The organism is Dermacoccus abyssi, from assembly GCF_003515945.1.
In the GTDB taxonomy this organism is placed as follows: domain Bacteria; phylum Actinomycetota; class Actinomycetes; order Actinomycetales; family Dermatophilaceae; genus Dermacoccus; species Dermacoccus abyssi.
The window spans coordinates 37,212-57,403 of sequence record NZ_QWLM01000010.1 but is presented as its reverse complement, the minus strand read 5'-3'; the positions used below and the strand labels follow the sequence as shown (position 1 = coordinate 57,403).

At 69.8% G+C, this 20,192-nt stretch carries 18 protein-coding genes; 8 read left to right on the top strand and 10 right to left on the bottom strand.

What is annotated here, in order from left to right; genetic code table 11:
- The first annotated feature begins 89 nt into the window (after nt 1–89).
- Complete coding sequence (locus D1832_RS09575) at nt 90–416, top strand: metallopeptidase family protein (RefSeq protein WP_047311896.1); 327 nt, start codon at nt 90–92, stop codon at nt 414–416.
- The gene (locus D1832_RS09570) at nt 413–1,231 is read left to right on the top strand and encodes an SDR family oxidoreductase (RefSeq protein WP_118913665.1); all 819 of its coding nucleotides are present in this window, start codon (nt 413–415) and stop codon (nt 1,229–1,231) included. The genes D1832_RS09575 and D1832_RS09570 overlap by 4 nt, the downstream gene beginning before the upstream one ends.
- A 52-nt stretch (nt 1,232–1,283) precedes the next feature.
- On the opposite strand, the gene D1832_RS09565 is transcribed toward D1832_RS09570, so the two are convergent.
- Genes D1832_RS09565 through D1832_RS09555 form a run of 3 tightly spaced genes read right to left on the bottom strand, consistent with a single transcriptional unit; the run spans nt 1,284 to nt 6,235 of the window.
- The gene (locus D1832_RS09565; protein ID WP_147362667.1) at nt 1,284–2,684 is read right to left on the bottom strand and encodes a DUF5719 family protein; all 1,401 of its coding nucleotides are present in this window, start codon (nt 2,682–2,684) and stop codon (nt 1,284–1,286) included.
- 13 nt (nt 2,685–2,697) lie between these two features.
- Complete coding sequence (locus tag D1832_RS09560) at nt 2,698–5,970, bottom strand: glycosyltransferase (RefSeq protein WP_118913663.1); 3,273 nt, start codon at nt 5,968–5,970, stop codon at nt 2,698–2,700.
- Nucleotides 5,971–5,974: 4 nt separating this feature from the next.
- Nucleotides 5,975–6,235 (bottom strand): WhiB family transcriptional regulator, encoded by a 261-nt coding sequence (locus D1832_RS09555; RefSeq protein ID WP_182434746.1) that lies wholly within the window; start codon nt 6,233–6,235, stop codon nt 5,975–5,977.
- 338 nt (nt 6,236–6,573) lie between these two features.
- Between D1832_RS09555 and D1832_RS09550 the strand changes: the two genes are divergently transcribed.
- Entirely contained in the window at nt 6,574–7,416 is an 843-nt protein-coding gene (locus tag D1832_RS09550; RefSeq protein WP_182434740.1) for a 2-phospho-L-lactate transferase CofD family protein, read from the top strand.
- Nucleotides 7,417–7,477: 61 nt separating this feature from the next.
- Here the strand turns inward: D1832_RS09550 and D1832_RS09545 are convergent, their stop codons facing one another.
- The 7 genes from D1832_RS09545 to D1832_RS09515 form a co-directional block, all read right to left on the bottom strand.
- Nucleotides 7,478–8,458 (bottom strand): DNA-3-methyladenine glycosylase family protein, encoded by a 981-nt coding sequence (locus D1832_RS09545; protein ID WP_118913661.1) that lies wholly within the window; start codon nt 8,456–8,458, stop codon nt 7,478–7,480.
- Nucleotides 8,455–9,459 (bottom strand): polysialyltransferase family glycosyltransferase, encoded by a 1,005-nt coding sequence (locus D1832_RS09540; RefSeq protein WP_118913660.1) that lies wholly within the window; start codon nt 9,457–9,459, stop codon nt 8,455–8,457. The genes D1832_RS09545 and D1832_RS09540 overlap by 4 nt, the downstream gene beginning before the upstream one ends.
- A 1-nt stretch (nt 9,460) precedes the next feature.
- Nucleotides 9,461–10,363, bottom strand: a complete 903-nt coding sequence (locus D1832_RS09535) for a glycosyltransferase family 2 protein (RefSeq protein WP_118913659.1) — start codon at nt 10,361–10,363, stop codon at nt 9,461–9,463.
- 69 nt (nt 10,364–10,432) lie between these two features.
- Nucleotides 10,433–10,915: a hypothetical protein gene (locus tag D1832_RS09530; protein ID WP_118913658.1), complete on the bottom strand. Its 483-nt coding sequence runs from the start codon at nt 10,913–10,915 to the stop codon at nt 10,433–10,435.
- Between the two features lie 424 nt (nt 10,916–11,339).
- Nucleotides 11,340–12,092 (bottom strand): SDR family NAD(P)-dependent oxidoreductase, encoded by a 753-nt coding sequence (locus D1832_RS09525; protein WP_118913657.1) that lies wholly within the window; start codon nt 12,090–12,092, stop codon nt 11,340–11,342.
- Entirely contained in the window at nt 12,085–13,371 is a 1,287-nt protein-coding gene (locus D1832_RS09520) for an AMP-binding protein (RefSeq protein WP_118913656.1), read from the bottom strand. Before D1832_RS09520 ends, D1832_RS09525 begins: the two co-directional genes overlap by 8 nt.
- A 2-nt stretch (nt 13,372–13,373) precedes the next feature.
- A complete protein-coding gene (locus tag D1832_RS09515; RefSeq protein WP_118913655.1) occupies nt 13,374–13,628 on the bottom strand; it encodes a phosphopantetheine-binding protein in 255 nt (84 codons plus the stop codon).
- A gap of 266 nt (nt 13,629–13,894) precedes the next feature.
- On the opposite strand from D1832_RS09515, the gene pseH reads away from it, so the two are divergent.
- The 5 genes from pseH to D1832_RS09490 are packed head-to-tail and all read left to right on the top strand — an operon-like array spanning nt 13,895 to nt 20,167.
- Entirely contained in the window at nt 13,895–14,389 is a 495-nt protein-coding gene (gene pseH / locus D1832_RS09510) for a UDP-4-amino-4,6-dideoxy-N-acetyl-beta-L-altrosamine N-acetyltransferase (protein ID WP_047311886.1), read from the top strand.
- Between the two features lie 47 nt (nt 14,390–14,436).
- Complete coding sequence (gene pseI, locus D1832_RS09505; protein WP_118913654.1) at nt 14,437–15,501, top strand: pseudaminic acid synthase; 1,065 nt, start codon at nt 14,437–14,439, stop codon at nt 15,499–15,501.
- 19 nt (nt 15,502–15,520) lie between these two features.
- Nucleotides 15,521–17,872 (top strand): glycosyltransferase family 2 protein, encoded by a 2,352-nt coding sequence (locus D1832_RS09500; RefSeq protein ID WP_182434739.1) that lies wholly within the window; start codon nt 15,521–15,523, stop codon nt 17,870–17,872.
- Nucleotides 17,872–18,627: a hypothetical protein gene (locus D1832_RS09495; RefSeq protein ID WP_118913652.1), complete on the top strand. Its 756-nt coding sequence runs from the start codon at nt 17,872–17,874 to the stop codon at nt 18,625–18,627. The genes D1832_RS09500 and D1832_RS09495 overlap by 1 nt, the downstream gene beginning before the upstream one ends.
- Nucleotides 18,620–20,167: a hypothetical protein gene (locus tag D1832_RS09490; RefSeq protein WP_118913651.1), complete on the top strand. Its 1,548-nt coding sequence runs from the start codon at nt 18,620–18,622 to the stop codon at nt 20,165–20,167. Before D1832_RS09495 ends, D1832_RS09490 begins: the two co-directional genes overlap by 8 nt.
- The last annotated feature ends 25 nt before the right edge of the window (nt 20,168–20,192 follow it).

Below are 20,192 nucleotides of genomic sequence, written 5' to 3'. Positions count from 1 at the left end.
TCGACGCTTCCTCCGCCCCGGGCGCGCCCCGTCGCGACCGACACGAGCGCCGCTACCGGGGGCCTCTGGCCTGGCCCGCGACGCCGTCCATGAGATCGCGTTCGGCCGCGTTCGACGACGCCGTCCTGCGTGCTGTCGAGGTGTGCGAATCGCGCTGGTCGGTCAGCGTCGCCGACATCGAGATCGGCGTCGAAGAGGTTCCGCCGTCCGACCCGAGCTCGTGGGAGGACTCGGTGCCCCTCGGGCGCGCCTTCCCCGCTGACGGTCGCCATCGGGCGCGGATGGTCCTCTACCGCCTTCCCATTCAGACACGCGCACGCGACCGGGTCGAGCGTGAGGCCCTCATCGAACACGTCGTGCGCACCCAACTCGCGGGCCTGCTGGGCCGCTCCCTGGACGACGAGGACGACCTGTGACGACGACCCCCACCGCTGCCCCGATCCTGCCCCCCGACGTGCTCGGCGTCGGACGCGCACCGGTTCTCGTGACGGGTGCTTCGGGCGTTCTCGGCCGCGCCGTGGTGGAGGAACTACGCGCCTCGTCCATCCCGGTGCGAGCGCTCGTCCACCGTACCCCGATCACCGACGTGACCTGCGCGGTCGGTGACATCCTGACAGGGGCGGGCCTCGACGAGGCACTTCCGGGCGTGGGGGCGGTCATCCACTGCGCCACGGATCCGTCGAATGCCCGAGTCGACCGCGACGGAACACGTAACCTCCTGCGTTCTCTCGATGCCTGGGCACCCGGCGCCCACCTCGTCCTGCCCTCGATCGTGGGGTGCTGGAACAACCCGCTGGCCTACTACCGCACGAAGGCAGACACCGAGAACCTCGCCGAGTCCTGGTCGGGGCGCGCGTCGATCGTGCGAGCGACCCAGTTCCACACCCTCGCCCACGAGGTGGTGAGCGGCGCCGCGGCACGGCTCACGGGAGCCGAATCCCGCGTCCGGGTCAGCCCGGTGGACCCCGAATGGGTGGCGCGCAAGCTCGTGGACGTCGCCCTCATTCGCACGAGTCTTGCGACGCCGCTCGAGTTGGCCGGACCGGAGACCTTCTCGCTAGGTGAACTCTCCACACTGACAGCTCACCTCGAGAGCCGCCGACCCGTTCGGTCCGTGCGTGTGCCAACGCTCGGAGGTGTTCTGCGCTCCTTCGCCCGTGGCACGAATCTGCCGGGCGAACAGGCCCAGCGCGGTGGACGTACCTACGCTCAGTGGCTCGCAGCTCGCTGACGCACGACGGCCCACAGGTCCGACCGGCGATCAGCCGGGCGGGATGAGCGGATCAGCGGGCGACGAGTGCGGTTTGCTCGCGCATCCACGGCGCAGCCGTGAGGGTGAGCGTCGTGATGCGATCCGAGGACTTGGCGCCGGTGCGGAGCACGATTCCCGCATGAAGGTGCGATTCGCCCTGCTTCGTCGGCGCGGTCACCCACACGCTCGCGTCCTTCGGGACGGAGATACGTCGAGCCGCGTTGTCGCGCACGTCGACGTGCTGGGTTGTGCTCTTGCCGTCCTTCGTCGTCACGACGACGGTCGCCCGCACCTGCGGAGCGCTGGCTGCGAGCACGAGATCTCCCCCGGTCCCCGCGCCACGTAGAGACGTGCCGGCCGCCGGTCCGATGTCCGGCGCGGCTTGGGCCCACGCGAAGTCCGCCGAGGCGCCCGAGGCCGCAGGAGCGGTGGCTGCGGCGACGATCTCAGCCTCAGACGTGGCTCGCACCGCGACGGTCGACCCCTTCAAACCCTCCAGCGACACGTCGAGGGTCCGGCCGCGCGGCACGGAGACGACACGGTCCTTCGACGCTTCGCCCTGGGTCGACAGAGCCGACAGCTTGACGACGGCGCCGCGCCCGGCCGGGGCCGCCAGACGAACGCTGGTCTTGCCGTCCGTCACGGGCGCCGCAGGGACGATCTGAGTCGTGCCGGGCACGGCGTACTGGGCCGTCAGTTCCTCACCCTTGGTCGAACCCGAGCTCGCGCTGTCCCGCACGCTGGCCTGTACGGCACCGCTCTCGCTACGCACGTGGACGACGACACCGTCGTGGTTCTTGGCCTCGGTCGGCAGGTTGACCTCGACGCGCGAGTGCGCGGGGACAGCCTTGTCCGTGATGGCGGCACCGGCTACGTCGCCGTCGCGTGAACTGACGTCGATGTCGACCGTGGCACCGTGCGAACCGCTGTTGACGAGCACGAGGGTCGACAGGCGTGAGGAACCCTTCTGCCCCACCGGGATCCACGCCTCGTTGAGGGAAGCTGCACAGGTGCGTGCGACGAGTGGCGACTGCCCGTCGCCGCCGCTGATCTGCGCTGCGGCAAAACCAGGAGCCATGCCGCCGGTTGCCTCGACGACGAGGGGCCCACCCTTCATCTCGGTGACGGTCGCGCCGCCTCGCTCGAGGGACATCGCCTTCGGGTCGGACGACGACTCGAGGCGTGCACTCGCTCCGCCGCCCTCCCGCGCGAACGGCGTGAGGAGCTCAGGCGACGACGTCGCGTTGACCTCGGTCGAGCCGTTCGATCCGGCGCCCCCGGGGCAGACGAGCGAGGCCGCTTCGACGGCACTCGTCGTCGTCGCGAGGCGCTCGCCCGTGCTCGTGCGAACCGGAGCCGCGTGAGCCGTCCACACCATGCCCGCTGCTGCGGCGGCGAGCACGACCCCGCGCGCGATTCCTTGTGCGCTCATGTCCTCCCCTGCCTCACTGACGCCCGCGTCCGCGCGCGGACCCGAACGGAACGGCCAGGAACACGACGAGCCCGAGCAGCACGAGCTGGGCCGCGCGCCAGGCCGGCCACGCCGTGCCGGGTTCGATGACGAGTTTGCCGCCGTCCGCGCCGACCCTGTAGGTGGGCATCTGGGTGCCGGCCACCGCCTCGAGCGCGCGTCCGTCGAGGGTCACCTCGGCCTCACGAGCGAAGTCGTTGCCGGCGCTCACGACGAGCCTGCGCTGCGCGTCACCGCTCGGCAACGTCGTCGAGACCCGCGCGTGCGGGCCGCGCACGGGGACGATGTGACGCTCGTCGCCGTCACGCACGACGACCCGTGCGGCACGCCCGCCCCCGGCACCGTCGATGCGGTACAGGGACGCCGTCGAGTCCGTCGCCATCGGCACGAGTCCGTCAGCGGAGTCGAGGGCAGCGAACAGCGTGTCGGACTCCTGCGCGCGACGGTCGGCCGCGACGAAGGCGATTCCGGCGTCCCGCAGGGTCTGGGCGGCCTGGGCCCGCTCACCGGCGCCCGAGTCGACGAGCGCGGCAATGGCCTTGGTCACGGACGTCGGCGTCTGCATCGCCGGCTGGGTCGGGTCGACCGAGGGCAGGCCGGCCTCGCGGCTGCGAACGGTGAACGTCACGGCCCCCGAACGTGGCTGGAGGTCGAGCAGCATGCCGGCTCGCGCCGACTCAGCCTCGTGCACGGTGATGGCAGGAGCCGGGTTGCGCATGGCTTGGACGCCGTTCTTGCCGGCCGAGGCGTTCCACGCCGTCAGACCGATGACCCCACCCATGACGAGCGCGATCGTGACGACGCTGAGGCGCCCGAGGCGCGAGGTGGCCGAACGGGTTCCGGGTTCGGAAGAACCGTGGACACGATCTGCGCCGATGAGCGCGAGCGCGAGCATCGACAGCGCCGCGACCTGCTCCGGGACACCCGTCCACACGTGCAGTCCGGTGGGCGCGCCAAGGGAGTGACGCGGCGCGAGCAGCGCGGCAGCGAGAGCGACGAGCGCGAGGACCACGAGTGCCCAGCGCGCGAGTTCGTGACCCCGGCCGCGCAGCGCGCCCCACAGGCCGAAGAAGAGGACAGGTACCGCCAGGAGCAACGGCGTCGAGCCCGGGCCGCCCGGGTGGAACAGGAGCGCGGACAACGGCGCGCCGCCGTCACCGTCCGTCAGGACCCCGGGGCCGCCGACGAACTTGCTCGGGTCGGAGAAGGCCTCGACGCTCCAGTGCCCGAGCAACAGCGGTACGAGCACGACCACGGCGAGCGCGCGGATTTTCGCGGCGCTCGACCCCAGCACCGCGACGACGAGCAGGGCAATCGCCAGGACGGGAAGGAGGATCGGTGTGTAGGCACCGAGCACCGTGACGGAGAGCGCAGTGGCTGCCGTGCCTGCGACGGTGGCGCCGGAGCGGCCGAGCCGCAGAATGCCCGCCAGGGCCAGCGGGAGCACGATATGCGCGATGACGGGGCCGAGGCGCCCGCCGAGCAGCGCCGTCGTGAGCGGGGCGAGAGAGCCCCACGCGAGGGCTGCCAGAGCTCGTGGCCACGCGAGCTTCGTCGCCGCGCGCCCCGCGAGGTAGGCCGACCACCCTGCGAGTGCCGGAGCGGCCAGGAAGAGCCATGTGATGGCTGTCGCGGTCGCGGTGGAATCGGCCACACCCGGCAGGAGCGAGACGAACCAGGAACCGATGGCGATGAACGGCAGATAGGGCACCGACGAGGCGGCGTGCCCGAAACCGGGGCCCTGCCAGGCGTCGCGCCAGGCGTGCCAGACACCGCCGGGCGAGGTGAAGTACGGCAGGAGTTCGCCACCCGCGAGGCCGTGACCGCCGCGAAGAGCGCCGTCACTCAAGGCGTCACGGAAGATGAACAGGCTCATGCCGAACAGCACGAGTACGGCCCAGAGACCGGGGTGGCGCACGATGCGCTTGAGCACGCCGCCGCGGGTCCGCATTTCCTCGGCCTCTTCGGACTGCGGGCCCGTCTCGGTGGAGATCGGCTGGTGCACCGGCTTCGAGCCACCAGGTGTCAGCGCGGCGACCGCGGCGTCCCAGGCCGCGGCACGCCCCGCTTCGGCCGGGACGAAGAGGGACGAGAGTTGGGCGTTGCTCACGCTGGCACGTCCACGGAAGCGGCGTCGCGCGCCCATGATGCGGCCGAGTCCGAGACCTGCACTGGCCTGACCGAACTCCGACGCGGCCGAGCGCGGGCGCTTGAGCAGGAGCAGCACGACACCCAGCAGCGCAGACGAGATCGTTGCCCACGCGAGCGCGAAGGGGAAACGGAGCGTGGAGGTCCGCGCGAGGGCGACCTGACGGTGGCGGCGCAGTGTGCTGCCCGAGTGCGCGGCCGGACGATCGGGGTCACCCGAGCGGCGCGTCATGCTGCGGCGCTGGCGACGCGTCAGACGCGTCCCGCGGCCCTCCATGACGCGCAACAGGTGCGCGGAGTCGATGTCCTGGTGTGCGGTGGCCTCGGGCACGACGACGACCGCGTGGTCGGCGAGGTGGGCTCGCCAGCACAGATCGAGACCGTCACCGTCGCCGTCGAACGCGGGATCGAAGCCGCCCAGATCGAGGTAGACGTCCTGGCGCACGAGCATGCCGGCACTCGACACGGCGAGCACGTCACGGCGCCCGTCGTGCTGGCCCTGGTCGAGTTCGCCCTCGACGGTGCGGGCGACGTGACGCCCGCTGCGCGTGACGTCGATACCGATGTTGATCAGACGGGATGGACGGTCGAGCTCGTTGATCTTGCAGCCCGCGATACCGATGCGCTCGCTTCGACCCACCGAGCGCATGAGCGCCTTCAGGGAGTCGGGCGTCGGAGCGGAGTCCTCGTGGAGCAGCCACAACCAGTGGTAGCGGTCGCTCGGGTGGGTGGGGCGTCGGCGGGCGCGGCGGCGATCGCGCAGCGCGACGACGTGGTCGCTGCCACGCGCGGGAATGGCCTGCACGGCCCGGTCGACGAGACCGGCGAAGGCTTCCTCGTGGTTCGCCTTGACGACAGTGAGGTCGACCTCACGCAGTTCCGGGAACTCACGCGCGAGGACCTCGCGCATGTCCTGATCGGGAGTGCCGTCGACGACGACGAGGCGGTCCGCCTGTCGCGACTGGTCGAGAAATGCATCGACCGTGGCGCGAAGCCACGGTAGGTGTCCGTCCCGCGCCACGAGGACGGCGGTGACGAAAGGATGCTCGGGTGTGCCCTCGCGGGGCTCGTGGACGCCGAGTCGAGCGCTCGCCGTCACCTGATCAGACCGCGCGCTTCTTCAGCTTGCGGCGCTCACGCTCGGAAAGGCCACCCCAGATGCCGAAGCGCTCGTCGTTCTCCAGCGCGTACTCGAGGCACTCGGAGCGAACCTCACACCCGACGCAGACACGCTTGGCCTCGCGGGTGGAGCCGCCCTTCTCGGGGAAGAACGCTTCGGGGTCGGTCTGCGCGCACAGTGCGCGCTCCTGCCACGACATTTCCTCCGTGTCGTCCAGGGCGTCGTGCAGGCTGATCAACTGCATGAATTCCTGCATGTCCGTCCTTTCGTCGTCGGTGCCATGGTCAGGCGTCGGTGTACTTCGGCGAACTTCGGCCCAATACCACCCGGCGGTGACAACCCCACCGGAGCGGGACGACAACAAGGGGGACGGCGAAGCGCGACATGGCAATTACATCGATGTCATTCGAGTGAGTCAAGCCGAACGGGAATGCTCGTAACCCCCTCCCCGGGGGTGAATGGCGCCTCCACCACCTCGCCTGTCACACTGACAATATGCAACTCACGCTCCTATCTAGTGGTCCCCAGTCAGCTGCAGCACTACATGGGCTGTTCGCGCCGGGTTCGACCATCGACACGCCGATGGATGATGTGATCTGCATCACAAATACTTCGGGGGACCTCAGTGTTGCGGGTCTGCGCTTCACCCCGGACACGGACGCCGCACTGCGCGCTTTCACGCCCTCACCCGCGCGCCCCTCCACGTCGACCGTCTCCTCGACGCTCGCAGAACTGGGCCTGGCACCCGGCGAGTGGCCGATTCTCAACGACGAGAGTGTCGCCTTCGCCGTCGCCCGCAACTACTGGCGCGCTCGAGGTGAGACCGCGGCCACGTGTGCCCAGCTCCAGAGCCCCGCAGCGGAGGCTCGCGTCATTCCCGCGACGAACGAGCCCGTCGAACTTCACGTCATCGAGGAGAACGAGGCCGGAGAGCGCAGCAGCCGCCCCGTCGCCCGGTGGCTCGGGGATGCCGACCGGGGCGAACCGCAGGGCTTCGGAGTCGCCGGGCTCGAACAGTCGACGCCCTCCCCCGGCGTGCTCGACGCGCTGCGCAGCAGCGACGTCGTCGTGCTCACCCCGATGTCACCCGTGCTCGACGGGCCGGGGCTGCTCGGGGTGCCCGGCGTGCGCGACGCCCTGCGCGGCACAGCGGCCCGCGTCGTCGTCATGAGTCCGGTCGGCCTGCCGACGAGCCGCAACGGTGACGCCGAGCGCAGCGCCTGGTCGCAGGCGGGCCTCGAGATGACGTCGGCGCAGGTGGCCAAGCTCTACGCGGACTTCGCCGACGTGCTTCTCATCGACGAGGACGAGGCTCAGGGCAGCTACCCCGGGCGTCTCAGTGTGACGCGTGCGCCGCTCGCGCGAGCGCTGGTCGGCGACGTCGAAGCTGCGCGCGAGGTACGCACCACGGTTCTCGGAGCCTGATCGATCGGCGACCTGCTCCCACCCGACACCGGGGACACCCGTGCAGGTCTCTCGCTGCGCCTCAGCGCCACGCGCGCTGGGGCAGGTGTGAGGGCAACGTCATACGGGCACCATGACGTTCGCGCCGCGGAGCGGCCGCGAGGATGAGGCGCTCGGCTCGATAGCGGTGTCCGCGGTAGGGCTCGAGAAGGCCGGCCATACCCACGTCGTCGATGTCACGCCCGAGCAGCGCGTGCCCGATCTCCTTGGCCACGTGGTAGTCGGCGAAGGTGGGGGCGTCGGGGTCGCCCCACGCGCTCTGTGCAACTTTTGCCGCCGTCCAGACACCGATTCCGGGCACGAGGCGCAGCCTCGCGTGGGCCTCCGCAATCGGCAGCTCGCTCGTCTGCTCGAGACGGTCCGCGTGCTCGAGGGCACGCATGACGGTGCGTGACTGCGGCGGCTCGACACCGGCTTGCAGCCATTCCCAGGACGGAATACGTCGCCACTGTGCAGCAGAGGGTGCGGCCATGAGGCGAGCGACGGCCGGTGCCTGAGGGCCCGCCGCCCGCAGCGCCTCCGGGTCGAACGTGACAGGGGTGCCGTACATGCGCACGAGGTGGCGGAAGCCTGCGAAGGCCTGACGACCGGTGACCTTCTGCTCGAGGATGCTCGGGACGAGCGAGGTGATGACGAGGCCCGTGCGCGGGATGCGCCAATCGGCGAGCTGACGCACGCGAAGGGCGGCCTTCACGGGCTCGTGATGGGCAGCGAAGCCGTCGAGGCTGTCCGCCTCACCGAGGATGGTGGGCAAACGGCCCGCGAACCACGCCGCGCCCGCTCCGTATGCCCGCAGGATGACGCGCTCGCCCCCCTCCGCGAGCTCGACCTGCCACCAGGTGGCCGCCGGGCCTGCGGGCGTGTGCACGCCCCACCACACGGCGTTGGGACGCACGACCATCGTCGGATCGCCCGATCCCCGACGAAGAGCGCCGAGGATCGAAGCCACCGGAACGCTGCGTCCGGGCTCCCACTGTTCGACGAGGTCGGGCCGGGTACTCACGCGAGTCGCGTTGCCACGTCGACCGGACGGACGGGTCGGCCGAGGAACGCCGCGAAGATATGCCGCTGAGCCTCGGAGACATCGGTGTCGAGGAAGGTGAGAGAGGGTTCGCTCACCCAGACGACGTTGGCGCCGAACATCGCGCTGAGGTTGACGAGGGCCGTGCTGGGGCCTCCGAGGACGGCGTCGGCGCCGACGACGAGCGGATCGAGCTCGGCGGTGCCGCGCGAGCGCATGACCTCGAACTCGTCGTAGCGGCGCACGTCCTCAGCAGGGTGCGCGCGCACCAGTGGTTCGAGTCCCGCGTCCGCGCAACTCGCGACCAGGCCGCGGACGTAGTCGACGTACCGCTTCTCGTCGATGAGCCCCAGATCGACGAAGGGCTGAGTGAGGATGACGGCGCTGCGACGCACCGATCGGGAGGCACCTTCGGTGTGGGCGCGGAACTCCGCACGCACGGCCTCGGTGACCTCCCAGCCGTGGGAGGTGCGCCGATACGCGGGCCACCGCTCGGACGTCAACGCCTTGCCCGTCGCGGCGATGAGACCTGCCTTGAGCGTGGCCGTGACAAGCGTGGCGCCCTGCCGGCGGATGGCGTCACGGCGAGTCGTCCACGAACCGTAGGTGCCGATGCCTTCGTCGGTGACGACGACGTGGATGGGGCGCACGCCGTTCGCGCGACGAAGCGCGACGAGAGCCTTCAGGCCGGGCGTTCCCACGCTGACGTAGAGGGCCCGCGCGCCCTCGGCGAAACGCCATCCCGCCATGCCTTCCTCGAGCGAGAGGCGTGGGTCGTCCGGCAGCAGGGCTCGCGCGTCCTCGACACCGACCGCGGGCGCGGTGAGGAACGCGGCTGCCGGGACGAACGAGACGCGCAGGCGGCCGGCGTCCGAAAGATCCTGCAGGACGCGGCGAAGGTAGGAGGCGATGTAGAGCACGTGCGAGCGACTCTTGGCCCCGGTGACGACGGCGTGGACGTGGTCGTTGTGGGTTTCGCTCATGTCAGATCACCGGGGGCCGGCCGAGGCGGGTGAGCTTCGCGACCGTGCGCCACGACATGACGTGCCGCTCCCCCGCGTCGGTGCGCAGGCCCTCGGCAAGGCCGGCGAACCAGACCTTGAGTGCGGTCTTGTCCTTGACGCGAAGCAGGGTGATGGCCGCCCAGTTACCGATGTACAGCGGCACGAGGGGCGCCGGTAGGTTGCGCTTGGCCACCCACACGCGGTTTCGCGCGTTCATCCGGTAATAGACGGCGTGCCGTGCCGGAGACGTGGCCGGGTGGTTCACAGTGATGCTGGGTACGTACTGGATGACCCAGCCCGCATCGATGAGTCGCCAGGCGAGGTCGATGCCTTCGTGACCGTAGAAGAAGTGCCCCGGCCAGCCGCCGACCTGATCGAATGCGGTGCGGCGCGAGAGGTGGATGCCTTCGAGGAACCAGGTGGCCGGGCCGGGCTTTCCGTTGTTCTTGACGTTGAGGCGCGGAATCCAGCGGCGTGGCGTCGGCTTTCCCGTGGGGTCCTGCCCGAGCGGGCCGATGACGGCGTTGTCGGCCCGTTTCTCCAGCTCGGCCACCATGTCGGCGAGGACGTGGTCAGTGGGGAGGGTGGCGTCGTCGTCGTAGAAGAACAGGTAGTCGCCGCGGGCTTCCCGCGCACCGACGTTTCGGCCTTCGGGGATGCCGAGGTTCTCCGGCGAGTGGATGGTGCGCACGTTCGCCGGGAACGGCCACGGGTTCTCGGCCGGGTTCCAGCCGTTGCCGAGCAGCACGATGTCGAGTTCGACTCCGCGCTGCTGGTTCAGGGACGAGATGGCCCGTTCGAGGTCGTCGGGGCGGTTGCCCATCGTCATGAGGACGACGCCGACGCGAGGCGGGGTGGCACCCGTCTGCGGCTCCTGCGTCATGCCTTCTCCTTCGTCGTCCGTTGCCGCGCCTTCGATGGCACTGCTCGATTTTTTGGAATGCGTCCCAGGCTAGACGGTGCCACCGACAGCCGGAGAACGCTCCTCGCTCGTGTCGGCCCGCTGAGCGTGTGCGGTGACGGCAAAGGTCACGATGACGTCGCCGAACCGCTCGGTGCTCCAGTCGGTCTCGCCGACATCGCGCAGTGCGCCGACGTGTTCGGGCACGGTGAGTCCGTGGCGGCTGAGCCAGGTGATGATGGGCAGGTCGGCGAGTTTGGCGAGAGCCTCTGCGCGGGTCCAGCGTTCGGCGAAGGTGTCGGGGTCGTCGACGCCGTAGCGCCGCACGAGAGTTGAACGCACGGGCCGTGGGATTTCGGCGTCGAGGACGAAGGTGCCGTGGCTGCGCAGCGCGGAGGGAACGTGCCACGCGAGCCCGGTGCCGTCGGACAGGTAGCTGCGCGCCGCGAGGGGGTGCTCGTGAGGCGAGACCCCGGACGACCGTTCGAGCTGCCCGTCCCGCACCGCGGCGGCCAGCAGATCAGCAGCGTTCACCGTGCCGTTCCTTCCCAACAGCGAGCCTCAACACAGCGTCTCAGATGAGTACCCTCGATCGTCGAGACAGGCCGGTACCCACGACGCAGACCAACCGTGCCCGCGGCGGCTCCCCCGCCACGCGAACGAGCCGCGCCCTCTTGTCCCAACGCAACAACGCTGGAAGTGGACGCCGCGAGACCGAAACGCGGCATGTCCCCGGCTGAGCTTGCGAAGCCGTGGGACATGCCGCGTGAAGGTCGAGCGCCCGCAGCTGTGTCGCACCGAGCGACGGGCTTGACGTCGCGAGCTTGCTCGTGGCGTCAAGCCCGTCGCCGGAAGATGCAGCAAGGGAAATCGCTGTGTCGCACCGAGCGAATGACTTCAGGGCGCGAGCGAGCTCGCGCCCTGAAGTCATTCGCCGGAAGACGCAGCTAGGGACGGATCAGATGCTCCCGCCACCGTCGATCGTCAGCACCATGCCGTTGATGTTGGTGTCTTCGAAGAGCAGCATGCGCAGGGTGGGCGTGATGTTCTCCGGTTCGACGAGCTGGCCGGTGGGCGTGCGTCGGGTGATGGTGGAGAGCTGTTCGGTGCCGAGCACGGAGCTCATTTCGGAGGCGAAGAAGCCGGGCGCGATCGAGTTGACGAGGAAGCGTCCGTGCATTTCGCGGGCGAGGGAGCGGGTGGCGGCGTCGAGGCCGCCCTTGGTGGCGGAGTAGGCGACGAGGCCGGCGTAGCCGCGCTGGGCACAGACGCTGGTGACGTTGACGATGCGCCCCTTGCCGACCTTGGCCATGGCGTGGCGCATGAAGGCGCGCGTCACGAGCAGCGTGGAGGTGAGGTTCGTCGAGATGATGTCTTCGATGCGCTCGGGCGTCGTGTGGAGGTGGAGCGAGTCCTGCCCGATGGCGGCGTTGTTGACGAGCGCGTCGATGGGGCCGAGCACCTTGGAGGCGTCCTTGATGAACGTGGTGACGGCCTTGGGGTCGGTGATGTCGACGGAGCCGACGTAGACGCGCTCGGGCTGCTCGTCCATGAGCTTCTGCAGCTCAGGCGTGACGCTGCGCGCGAACGCGGCCACCTTGGCGCCCTGGGCGAGCACGTCTTCGACGAAGGCAAGGCCGAGGCCGCGCGAGCCGCCGGAGATGAGGACGCACGTGGCGGCCGGGATCGGCGTCTTGGTGGTTTCAGACATCGCTCTTCAAGCTCTCCTTGATCGGGATTTCACTGAGGTATCGGATGCGGCGGGGTACCGCGTATTCGGGGAGTCGTTCGCCGCACCATGCCTGCAGATCGGCTTGGGTGGGCGCGTCGTCGGAGGCCTTGTCGAGGCCGTCACGCAGGACGACGTCGGCTGCGACGACGTTGCCGACGAGGGGCGCCTTGCGGCCGCGGACGGCGGCCCAGGCGACGTCGGGGTGGGCCAGGAGCGCGGCGCGCACCTTGCCGGCGGAGGCCTTGGACCCGCCGACGTTGATCTCGTCGCTCGCGGCCCGGCCGGTGATGACGACGCGGCCGTCGGCAATGTCGACGGTGTCGCCGGTGCGGATGACGGCGTCCATGCCCTCGGCGGCCTTGGGCGAGGCGATGAGCAACTCACCGTCCTCCACGGACAGGCGCGGACGACCGGGCACGTCACGTTCGAGCCAGGCTTCGGGGAAGCCGGCCAGGCCGTCGTGGACGGCGATGGCGGCGCCCGCTTCGGAGCTCGCGTAGATCCACGAGATGCGGGCGTTCGGGAACACCTCACGCAGGCGGTCGAGGATGGCCTGGTCGACGGGTTCGCCGCCGAGGGTGACCTGCTCGAGTTTCAGCTGCGCGAGCACGTCGCCGCTGCGCCACAGGGCCTGACGCCAGAACGTCGGCGTACCCGAGGCGGCAGTGACGCCGGCGGCGAGCGCCTGCTCGGGCCATTCGGCGAGCTGCGCGGGGTCGACGAAGACGATGTCCTGACCTGGCAGCGCGATCGAGAGGGTGACGACCTGCCACCACGCGTAGGCGCCCGGCGTGTAGGGGCACAGCCAGGTGCGCGCGGGTTGGTCGCCGGCGACGGTCGTGAGGGAGGCAAGGGTGTGCGCCACCTGCTTGGGGCGCCCGGTCGAACCGGACGTCAGCAGCCAGACGCGACCGTCCTCGGCGTCGCGCTCGTTGGTGGCGGGAGCGACGTCCACGCCGCCCGCGCCGTCGCGCACGAGGGACAGACCGAACTCGCGGAAGCCCTCGGCCTGCTCGTCGTCGATGCGTGCCGCGGTGGCGATGAGGGTCTCGCGGTTCGCCTCCGTGGCGGCGAGCCACGCGGCCTGCGCTGCGCCGCGGTGGCCGCTCACGAGGAACGCTGCGGCGAGAGGTGCCGAGAGCGTGTCGTTGCTCGCACCGAAGCTCGACTCGGCGAGCTCGGCCCACGTGCCGTCGAAGTCTCCGACGACGACGCGGTTGTTCGCGCCCGCTGGAGCGCCGTTGGCCTGTGACGCCAAGATCAGGAGGCCTTCTGCAGTTCGTCGATGAAGTCGAGCACGTCGCCGACGGTCTCGATGGAACGCAGGCCGGGCGCGTCGAAGTTGAGCTCGGTGTCGAGCTCGTCCTCGACCTGAAGGGCGAGTTCGGAGAAGTCGAGCGAGCGGAAGCCGATGGCGTCGAGACGAGCCGAGTCCTCGGACGGCAGCTCCTTGCCCTGCGCGGTGAGAACCTCACCCATCATCGTGCGGACCTGCTCGCGGCTGAGCGTGCTCATGGACTCTCCTTCATCGTGCGAAATGACCCGCGCCTTCGGTGGGGCGACCGCCGTCGACGCAGACACGTGTGCTGACGACAGTCTAGGGCTTCGCCTCACCTGTGAGATCGCGCGACGCACGAAGGGTGCGCTGCGGTGCGCCCACACGCTCTTCGTCGCCGAGACGCGCGGGAACGCGTCAGCGTCGCGTGGCCACACCTGCGGCCGGTATCGTGGTGAGTCGGGCCCTGACGGTCCGAGTCACCGAGTTGAGAACGGGAGTTCGCATGCTTCGCCCCGCCACGGACGCCGACCAGGAAAACGTGCGCACCTGGCGCAATCACGACGAGGTACGCGCCGTCTCTCTCACCCAGCACGTCATCTCGCCCGACGAGCATGCGGCGTGGTGGGCGAACACGAAGGACAACCCGAGCCGACGCGTGCTCATGTACGAGCGCGGCGGAGTGCCCGCCGGTGTCGTCACGTTCTTCGACTACGACGCCGAGGCGAAGACCTCCTGGTGGGGTTACTACCTCGACAACGACGGCCTCACGGAGCGAGGCGAGCTGCTGCCTGCGTGGATCCAGATCCAGCGCGAGGCGGTCAAGTACGCTGACGCGCAGCTCGATATCGACACCTTGGACGCCGAGGTGCTCGAGGTGAACGAGGGCGTTCGTCGCTTCAACAAGCGCAACGGTTTCGTCGAGATGGAGACCGAGACGCGCGAGATCGGCGGCAAGCCGACGCAGGTCATCCACGTGCGCCGCGAGCGCACGTCCTGACGCAGAGCGTCACCCAGCCAATCGCAGACGAGCGAGGAGCCCCAAGCATGAGCCAGAACCCGCACGAGAACATCCGCATCGGTGACCTCGAGGTCGGCCCGAACGCCGAGCCGTACATCATCGCCGAGATGTCGGGCAACCACGACGGCAGCCTCGAGAAGGCCCTCGACATCGTGCGCATGGCCGCTGAGCAGGGCGCCCACGCCATCAAGCTGCAGACGTACACGGCCGACACGATCACGATCGACGTCAAGACCGACGACTTCAAGATCTCCTCCGGTCACGAACTGTGGGCCGACCGCTACCTGTACGACCTGTACGAGGAGGCGCACACGCCGTGGGAGTGGCACGAGCCGATCTTCGCGCTCGCCAAGGAGCTCGGCATCCATGCCTTCTCCTCCCCCTTCGACCCGACCGCGGTCGACTTCCTTGAGCAGTTCGACGTGCCCGCGTACAAGATCGCGAGCAGTGAGATCGTCTACCTCCCCCTCATCCGGCACGCGGCGAGCAAGGGCAAGCCGATCATCATCTCCACGGGTATGGCCTCGCTCGGCGAGATCAACGCCGCGGTCGAGGCGGCCCGCAGCGTCGGCAACGACAAGATCGTCGTGCTGGCGTGCACCGCGAACTACCCGGCCGACCCGAGCGAGTCCAACCTGCGTGGCATTCCCGTCATGCGGGACGCGCTCGGCACCCTCATCGGTTACTCCGACCACACGATGGGCATCGGCGCCGCCGTCGCCTCGGTCGCCCTCGGTGCCGTGCTCGTCGAGAAGCACGTCACGCTCAGCCGTGAGGGTGGAGGGGTCGACTCGGCGTTCTCGTCGGAGCCCGACGAGCTGAACCAGCTCGTCACCCAGACGAAGGTCGCCTGGCAGTGCCTCGGCGAACCGCGTATCGGGGCGCGCGCCCAGGAGAAGGAGGGCCTGCGCTTCCGCCGCAGCCTCTACGTCGTCGAGGACGTCAAGGCCGGCGACACCGTCACGTCCGCGAACGTCCGCTCGATCCGCCCGGCGAACGGCCTGTCACCCGATGCGTTCTCCACCCTCGAAGGACGCACCTTCACCCGGGACGCCGCCAAGGGCACGGCCGTGTCCTGGGACCTGGTCTGAACGACGGAAAGCGCCCATCGTGAGCTCGACCCCGATCCTGTCCGTCGTCGTGCCCTTCTACGGCGTCGAGGACTACCTCCTCGAATGTCTCGAGTCGATCCAGAGCCAGACGCTGCGAGACATGCAGGTGGTCCTCGTGGACGACGGATCCCCGGACAACAGCATCGAGATCGCCGAGCGGGTCGCCGCGAACGATGCGCGCTTCCAGGTCATCCGGCAGAAGAACGCAGGTCTCGGACCCGCCCGGAACACCGGCTTCGAGCACGCCGTCGGCACCTATCTGACGTTCGTCGACTCCGACGACATCGTGCCGCACCGCGCGTTCCAGTCCATGGTGGATTCCCTGGAACGCACGGGATCGAGTTTCGCCGTCGGTAACGCTCGACGCTTCTCGCGCACCTCCGGAGTCCGCCAGTCCTGGGCCCACGCCCGGCCCTGTGCGCGCGACGCCGTGGCCACCCACATCCTCGAGCGCCCCGTCCTCGCGTACGACCGCATGGTGTGGAACAAGGTGTATCGCCGCGACTTCTACACCGATCACGCCTACGCGTTCCCGCCGATCAAGTACGAGGACTGGCCGGTCACGATGCGGGCCCACCTCGACGCCCTCACCGTGGACGTCCTCAAGACGCCCACGTACTACTGGCGCGAGCGAGAATCGGGTGACTCGATCACCCAGCAGGTCTTCAAGTACGACAACCTCCTCGACCGCGTCGTGAGCGCGGAGATGGTGTTCGACGTCCTCGACCGCCAGGCCTCGTCCGCGGTGCGCTCCATGGCCAACCGCCACCTCATGGAGATCGACATGGTCGCCGTCGCGCAAGCCTTCGCCGTCGCCCACGACGACGACGTCGAACGGCTCCTCGCCCTGTCCAAGCGCTTCGTCGACCGGCTCGAACCCCCGCACGCCGGGGAGACCCGCTACAACCAGTTGCAGTACCACGCCCTGCGCAGCGGGGACGCCGATCTCCTGCGCGACCTGGCCCGCTTCCGTGACGAGGGTGGCCTCGTCGGTGGCACCACCGTCAGCCGCAACCGCGTCAAGCCCTGGCGCTGGACGCTCAACTACCCGGGGCGCAAGAACGCGGCCACGCCCTCAAAGCTGTACGAGCTGCCGTTCACCTCGCTCACGCTCCGCTCCCTCGTCACGTCCGTGCGGTGGGTCGACGGTGTCAGCGACGCTCACGGTGCCCGCGAGGATCACGCTGCGCACGACGCCCTCGAGATCGAAGCCACGGCCGAGATCGGGCACCTCGAGGCCACCGACGGGGACGCGGTCACCGTGTCCCTCGTCAACGGCATCGAGCGCGTACCGCTCGACGTCGAGACGTTCCACACGATCGACGCGTCGCGCCACCGCGGGCCGGTCGGCCTGCGCTTCCGCGTGGAGCGCGAGCAGATCGCGTCGCTCGGTGCCACGGTGTGGCCCCTGCGCTTCGAGGTCTCGCGCACGACCGCCGGGGTCCGGCGCACCACGATGCTCACGGGCGCGGGCGCCGGTTCCCCCCAGTTCCCCCGCGGCCGCTTCCTCACCCGGGAGCAGTACATGCAGCCCGGGCTGACGGCCGGCAACGTCTACTGCCTGCACCGTGTGGCCTTCCCCACCGTCCTGACGGATGTCACGGCCGACGATTCGTCTCTGACGCTGCGGGGCTCTCTCTCCGACCCTGCGCGCAAGGTGTCGATCGTCGTCTTCCGCCCCGGGGGCGAGGTGGAGTTCCGCGCCACGGTGAGCGAGGGTGAGGACGGTTTCGCTCACTTCGAAGCCACTCTCGACGCGGCCGCCGTGCTCGCCGGAGACTCCCCCGACGACCCCTTCCTGCACTCCGCCACGCGCCGGCTGGCGTTGCGCACCGAGTTCGGCGACTTCGACCTGACGTGGGTCGATCACGCGGGCGACGTCATCACGAGACAGGACGACGTGGCTGTCGCCATCACCCGATCCCGATTCGGCAACGCCACCCTCATCTCCGGGCCGGTCCTGCCCAGCGTTCGCCGTGTGAGCGAGGCCGACGGCGTCCTCACCCTGCGCGGCGAGCACCTGGGTCTGCCCGTCGTCGACCATCTGGTGTGGCGCAAATACCTTCCCGGCTCCGACGATCACGTCGACCTCCCGGTCGAGGTGACGCGCCAAGGCACCGACTTCGTCGCCACGACGACACTCGTCGATCTCGTGCCGACCGAGGATCTTCCCACCCAGCCCGGCGCCCCCGCCGCCGACTACACGCTGTTCTTCGTCGACGAGGAGCACGAGAACCCGGTGGCCGCACAGCCCGCGGCCATCGCAGACCTGCCCATCGAGCACCTCACCGGTGGGCGGACGATCCTCGCGACCAGCGTCGCGGGTGGAACCCGAGTGCAGGTGCGCTGATGTACCCCACGAATGCCTACTACGGGAACGCGATCGTCCTGGCGGCCTACGCCGGACTCGACGAGCCGCTCTTCCCCCCCACCGTTCCCGGTTATGTCCAGCCCTGGATCGGCGCCGAGATCCCGACCTCCGACGCCCTCGTGGGCGTTCCCGCCTTCGTCTGGGGACCGTCGGCGCGGATCAACCGCCACCGGGCGGGCCTGCGGGATCACACGCCTCTGGGCGCGCCGTGGCTCTATCTTCTCGACCTCGAGAAGCGCGACCAGATCCCCCAGCCCCCGCTGGCCGAGCATCTGCGCACGCCCCTGCCCGAGCCCGGACGGCTCCTCTACTTCCCCCACCACGGCCTCGGCGGTGACCTCGTCGCCCGGGAACGGGCGCTGGCTCTTCGCCCCGAGGTGGAACGCGGCGGCGTGACCGTGGCACTCACCCACGAGCAGGCCGCGTCGCCCGGCACGGTGCGCCCCTACGAGGAGGTCGGCGCCCGCGTCGTCGACCTCGGTTCGGCAATCGAGGAGGTCGGGTCCACGGAGCCGTTCTACCTCGAACGCCTGCTGCTGCTCATGCGCGCTCATCGCGGCGTGCGTGCCGATGCCCTGTCCGTCTTCGCGCTCTACGCCCGTGCGGCCGGGCTGCCGGTCGACGGTGTCGCGGAGCCTGTCCTCAGCCGCCACGTCCGCGCGGATCTCGGCACCGGCGCCGTCGTCCCGCCCGCCGAACTTCGCGCCCTCTTCGATTGGAGCTCCTATGTCTGACGCTCTCAGCGCGGTCCTCAGCGATGTCCTCCCGCGTAACGCCACCGCGTACGCCATCGGGTTCGACGCCGCCGAGCGCGAGAACCTCATGCGCCTCGCCGGCGCCGCCCACCTCACCTTCCTCGACGACGCGGAGGCACTCGGCGACGCGCTCGACGTCGTCCTCGCCGGCCCCGCGTGGGAGGCGGCGTTCACGGGCTTCGACTCGACGACGTTCACTGATCGGCTCGCTCGCCTCGACGTCGCCCTTCGCCCGGGCGGCACCCTCGTCGTGTCGGTGGCCAACGTCCACTCGAGCGCCGAGCTGCTCACTCCAGCCCCGGCGGGTCGTGGTGTGTTCGACGCCGACGGCGTCTCCTACGACACGTCCCGGCCCGCTTCCGCGTCGGCGCTACGGGTCGCCCTCGAACAGCTCGGGCACGCCGTGGTCAACGTCCACGAGATCTACGGCGGCGAGGAACGCTGGTGCGTTCTGGGGCCCGAAGCGGCCACGATGACGCGTGAGATCGACGTGCTGCGCCGCTTCGTCAGCCGGGCGATCGAAGCCGACCTGAGGCTCGAACCGGTCGTCCCCGTCGAGCAGTTCGTCGGGCGTCTCGCCGCGGCCGACGCGCTCTCCACCGCCGCGACGTCGTTCGTCGCCGTCTGCGGTGGGCGTGGCCGGGCACTCTACGCCGAGGACGGCGCCGGCCACGTGCAGTGGCTCGACGGTTCGATCCACGACGCGTCGTGGGCTGTCGGCGGCGGAAGCGACGCTATCGACGCCCGCGAACGCCCCTTCAACGTGCCCGTGGCGCGCAGCCTGGAAGCCCAGCTGCTGCGCGACATCGCTGCGGCCGACACGGCGGACTTCCGCCTCACCGCGCAACGCATCGGGACGTGGGTCATGGAGTCGTCCTCGCTGAACGGGCGACGCGACATCGACTGGCGCGACATCGCGTGGGACGGTGAGCGCGTGGCCGCACTCTGGACGACGGGCATCGACGAGAGCGGGCAGGAGGGCATCGAGCGCGACGTGCTGCTCGCCCGGGGATGGCGCCGCTTCGCCGCGCGTGTGCGTGTGCTCGAGCCGACCATGCCGTGGCCGGCCACCCTGAGCGACGACGAGCTCCTGCGCCTGTGGCTGTCGATGAGCGGCGTCCCCGACGAGCGGGCCCCCGAATTGATCGAGCTGACGAGCGAGGACTCCCCCGCACCCGCAACGGACGCCTGGACCCAGCGCTATGCGCTCGAGGAGGCCTCCGACCGGATCGTCGCCCTCGAACACGAGGTGGCGGCTCTGCACGAGACCCTGCGTCGACGTGACGGTGAATTGGCCGTGCGCGCCAAGGCGATCCGTTCCCTGCGAGGGCAGGTTCTGTCCGCCTCGAGAAACCGTGACCTCATGGTGAAGGCGAACGCCGACATCAAGAGTTCCGCATCGTTCAAGCTGGCCGCTCAGTTCCGCAAGGCAGCCCTCGTCACGCGCCCCAAGACGCTCGTGCGTGAGGTGGGCAAGGCGGCCGACAAGCGCGTGCGCAGCCTGCGCCGTCTCCGCTGATCCTCACCATGACGAGAACGACGGC